The 4137-nt window shown below is 44.9% G+C and carries 3 protein-coding genes; all 3 read right to left on the bottom strand.

The window, feature by feature from the left end; all coding sequences use genetic code 11:
• Positions 1-511: 511 nt before the first annotated feature.
• Positions 512-1411, bottom strand: a complete 900-nt coding sequence (locus QUB33_RS28795; protein WP_333357874.1) for a S1 RNA-binding domain-containing protein — start codon at positions 1409-1411, stop codon at positions 512-514.
• A 99-nt stretch (positions 1412-1510) separates the two neighbouring features.
• Positions 1511-2257 (bottom strand): dienelactone hydrolase family protein, encoded by a 747-nt coding sequence (locus tag QUB33_RS28790; protein WP_333357872.1) that lies wholly within the window; start codon positions 2255-2257, stop codon positions 1511-1513.
• Positions 2258-3011: 754 nt separating this feature from the next.
• The gene (locus QUB33_RS28785; RefSeq protein WP_333357869.1) at positions 3012-4064 is read right to left on the bottom strand and encodes a leucine-rich repeat domain-containing protein; all 1053 of its coding nucleotides are present in this window, start codon (positions 4062-4064) and stop codon (positions 3012-3014) included.
• Positions 4065-4137 lie beyond the last annotated feature (73 nt).

Here is a 4137-nt window from a genome sequence, read left to right as displayed (position 1 = left end):
ATGCTTTCATTAGCTTTGATTACACAATGATATTTTATTATTCTTAATTGTACCTCATAACAGCGGGAACCGCTGTATCAATCCATTCAACAAGCTCTCTCTACTGATGGCTCCCTTTTTTCCCCTAGTTGAGCAATTACCAATTTTTCTTGATTTTACATCATCTTGCATTTGTCTCACATTTATTTGAAATGACTATAAGACACTTGTGGATTTTTGATTGGCGAGAGGTATTAACTTACTAGATAGGGGTTTGGAGTTAGCCTATATAGCAATTCTTGCAGGAGTCGTAAATTTTTTACCCCACCCCAACCCTCCCCGAACCTGCGGGGAGAAAGTAAGAAATTCACAAATGGCGTGAGGATTGCTATAGTGGGATTCTTTTTGGAAACGGGTATAAAAAGTTGATGTAAAATGCAAAATAAGTAAATCAACCTAATTAAACCTAAAACGATCGCGCTCTTAGAGCCCCGACTTCTTTAAGAAGTCGGGGTGGTAATTATATCAACACTTAAGAAAGAGTCTTTCGAGCGCGTTCCGATCGCTCTTCTGCGGTATCCATAACATCCGCCATTTTATCCACCATTTCCCCTGGGTAATTTTCCAGTACCCGAGTAGAAAGTGAAATCCGGCCGCGACTTTCATCGAGGTCAAGCACGATCGCTTTCAGGGGTTGACCGGGAGCAAACACCTTTCCAAGGTTATCAATATATTTTTGGCTAACTTGCTTGATGTGCAGCAAACCGCTAACTCCTTCCAAGTCCACAAACACGCCAAAAGGCTTGATGCTGCTGACTTTTCCTTCCACCAACTGACCAATTTGCAAATCCTTGAAGGCATTCGATTGAGTGGCCATCCGCTGGGAAAGTACGAGTTTTTCTCGTTCGCGATCGACCTCCAAAAAATTAACGCTTAACGATTGACCGATCAGCGATTCTAGGTTATCGCGATCGACTAAGTGCGATCGGGGAATAAAACCGCGCATTCCCTGAACATCTACTGTCACGCCGCCCTTATTCGCCCCAGTAACCCGCACCTGAAGAACTTTACCCGTTTCCTGCAAATCAATTAAATCTTCCCAAGCTTGCTGAATTTGTAACTGCCGCAGAGACAAGGTAACTTGGCCATCTGCATCTTGTTCGCGGATAATCAAAAAGTCCCGTTCCTCGTCCAGGGGAACCACTTCCGACAAATCCGTTACTGTTCTCAAAGCAGCCTCTTCGATCGGCAAAAAAGCCGAAGACTTGCCGCCGATATCAACATACGCGCCGTTTGAGTCGTACTCGAACACTTTGCCGCGCACTACTTGTCCCTTCTGGAACTCGTAATTGTGCTGTTCGAGGGCTTTAGCAAAATCATCCATTGAAAAGGATGCTTTTGCGCTTTGAGAACCTGTAGATTTGGAATTCATGTCAGTTTAGTTGTCAGTTGTCAGTAATTTAGTTGGCAGTCGTCAGTAGAAAAAATTTTCCCACTCTCCCCATCTCCCTATCTCCCCATCTCCCACTCTCTAAGCTGGTTGAAGTTGCTGATGAAATAGCTGCTTCACCTGCACCCACGAGTCGGCTGCTGCCGTAGCGTCGTAACTGCCGCGGTGGTCGCAGAAGAAGCCGTGATCGGCATTGTAGCGGAAAATTTGGTGAGAAATACTGTGTTTTTGCAATTCTGCGGCGATTTGGTCAACTTGTTCTAAGGGAATGCTGGGGTCTTGAGTGCCAAAAAAGGCGTATAGAGTGCCTTTAATGTCTGCTGTGCGGGCGATCGTCGGGGTTCCGCCCCCGGGGGTTTGGGTGGCGATACCGGCGCCGTAGAACGACGCTGTAGCCTTGATTTCGGGCAAAGTAGCGGCGAGGTAGGCGACGTGTCCTCCAAAGCAGAAACCAATGCAGCCAAAACCTTGTTGTTTGACAGAGGGTAGAGTTTTGAGGTAATCGATGGTTGCTTGGATATCGCCCAGAAGTTCGGAAGCTGTGGTTTTTTCTTTGTATTCTCTGCCGATTTGGATGGCTTCGGGTGTGTAACCGGTTTCAAAGCCGGGGGCTTGACGCTGGTAAATGGCTGGGGCGATCGCCACATATCCTTCTTTTGCTATTCTTTCAGTAACTTCGCGGATGTGCGCGTTGACGCCAAAGATTTCTTGAATCACGATAACTGCGGGAAATTGTCCTGGGGAGGTTGGCTGGGCTAGGTATGCAGCTATTTGCAAATCCCCGTTAGGAACTGTGATGTTTTCGGTGCTAATTTCGGCTTTTGTCATAGGTAGTTTTAAGGTAAATGCCACTCTACTGATTTTAAGTTAATTTGGGTAAGTTTTAGGCAATTCGCCAATAATATTTTTCGGAAGCGCGAATCGCAAATACCGCAAATATGGCAGGTAAAAATCCGCTCATAATTGAAGGTTTAGGTTTTTGTGAATAAGTGGGGGTAAATCACTCCTAGCAATTAATTTGGCATTAAATTCCGGAAAAATATAAGTTGTGGTCTGTGATTTGCTCAAGCATAGATTTTGATAATCCTACAATTAGGAAGGTTTTATATTGCTTTTTCGTGAGATTTTCTAGATAAGTCTCTAACTCGATTAGCTGTTAAATACGAGCTAAGTTTTTTTGATATAGCGGAGTTATTTTTTAATCACTTTGCTTTTTAGTTGGCGGAATCGTTGTGTGTGTTTTGCAAATTTTAAGTAGTCTTTTATGGCTATATTGCGGTAGGTTATTGGTTTTTCCTTGAGCTTCCCTTTATAGGCAGTTTTGGTTCCATCACTCTCGAACGCGCGCCCGATAACGGAAAAAACCTAAAACCCTATCAGGGATTGAAACATAACCAAAAATAGGATATCTAAAATGACAGACACTCTTCGCCGGAAAAAACCCCATTTTCCAGCTTGCTCCAAAACCTTGTTCTAGGCGGGGATACTATATTTTCCCCGCCTAGGGCTTGGAAGTGCGACAGCTCGGTCAGGATATCAAATTTCCCCATTTAAAGCTGGAAACTATTAAAGCTCACTCAGCCTATTCATCTATTTTCAGCTTCGGCAGTTGGCCGAGCGCCTCTGGGATTTTGGTTATCTGATTGCCACTGAGGTCAAGATATTTCAGATTCGATAGTTGCCCTAGCACTTCTGGGATGGAGGTAATCTGGTTGCCACTGAGGTAAAGCCCTACCAGATTCGACAGTTGCCCTAACGCCTCTGGGATGGAGGCAATCTGATTGTCACTGAGGCAAAGCCACATCAAATTCGACAATTGCCCCAGCGCCTCTGAGATGGAGGTAATCTGATTTCTACAGAGGTAAAGCTTTGTCAGCTTGGACAGTTGACCAAGCGTCTCTGGGATGGAGGTAATCTGATTGTTACTGAGGTAAAGCCATATCAGATTCGACAGTTGGCCGAGCGCCTCTGGGATGGAGGTAATCTGATTGTTACTGAGGTAAAACCCTCTCAGATTCGACAATTGCCCCAGTGCCTCTGGGATGCAGGTAATCTGATTATCACCGAGGTAAAGCTTGGTCAGATTCGACAGTTGTCCGAACGTCTCTGGTATGGAAGTAATCTGATTGTCACTAAGGTAAAGCTCTGTCAGATTCGACAATTGCCCGAGCGCCTTTGGGATGGAAGTAATTTGATTTCTACGGAGGTCAAGCCATGTCAGATTCGATAGTTGCCCGAACACCTCTGGGATGGAGGTAAGCTGATTCCTACTGAAGTCAAGCCGTGTCAGATTCGACAGTTGTCCGAGCGCGCTTGAGATGGAGGTAATCTCATTGTTACTAAGGTTAAGCTCTGTCAGATTGGACAGTTGGCCGAGCGCTTCTGGGATTTTGGTTATCTGATTGCCACTGAGGTCAAGGTATGTCAGCTTAGACAGTTGCCGAAGCGCCTCTGGGATGGAAGTAATTTTATTTTTATAGAGGTCAAGCTCTGTCAGATTTAACAGTTGCCCGATTGCATCTGGGATGGAGGTAATCTGGTTCTCACGGAGGTAAAGCTTGGTCAGGTTCGACAATTGCCCGATTGTATCTGGGATGGAGGTAATCTGATTTCTATTGAATAAAAGCCGTGTCATATCATGTCCGGTAGTACAACCATAGTAAAATAGCTAAGTATACCCTTTGTAAAAAGCATCCTATCTAACCAAT

Origin of the sequence: Microcoleus sp. B3-A4 (assembly GCF_036705385.1) — a bacterium.
Taxonomy (GTDB): domain Bacteria; phylum Cyanobacteriota; class Cyanobacteriia; order Cyanobacteriales; family Microcoleaceae; genus Microcoleus.
This window is presented reverse-complemented; position numbering and strand designations above follow the sequence as displayed.